This window comes from Blautia sp. 210820-DFI.6.14, assembly GCF_020558815.1.
GTDB lineage: Bacteria > Bacillota > Clostridia > Lachnospirales > Lachnospiraceae > Blautia_A > Blautia_A obeum.
Genome location: NZ_JAJCKS010000152.1, coordinates 1 through 222, shown reverse-complemented (window position 1 = coordinate 222; position 222 = coordinate 1). Strand labels below are relative to the sequence as shown.

Below are 222 nucleotides of genomic sequence, written 5' to 3'. Positions count from 1 at the left end.
AACCGATAACCTGCTGATTACAAATCAGCTGCTCTGCCAATTGAGCCACATCGGCTTAGCCAATGATAAGGCTTAGTGGGTGGAGAAGGATTCGAACCTTCGAAGGCGGTGCCAACAGATTTACAGTCTGCCCCCTTTGGCCACTCGGGAATCCACCCATGGTTTATATGGGACCTATAGGGCTCGAACCTATGACCCTCTGCTTGTAAGGCAGATGCTCTC

Annotated in this window: 1 tRNA gene; it reads right to left on the bottom strand. The window is 50.9% G+C overall.

Going from position 1 to position 222, the window contains the following annotated elements:
* Positions 1–76 precede the first annotated feature (76 nt).
* Positions 77–158: transfer RNA gene (locus LI112_RS18105), tRNA-Tyr, on the bottom strand.
* Positions 159–222: the final 64 nt, after the last annotated feature.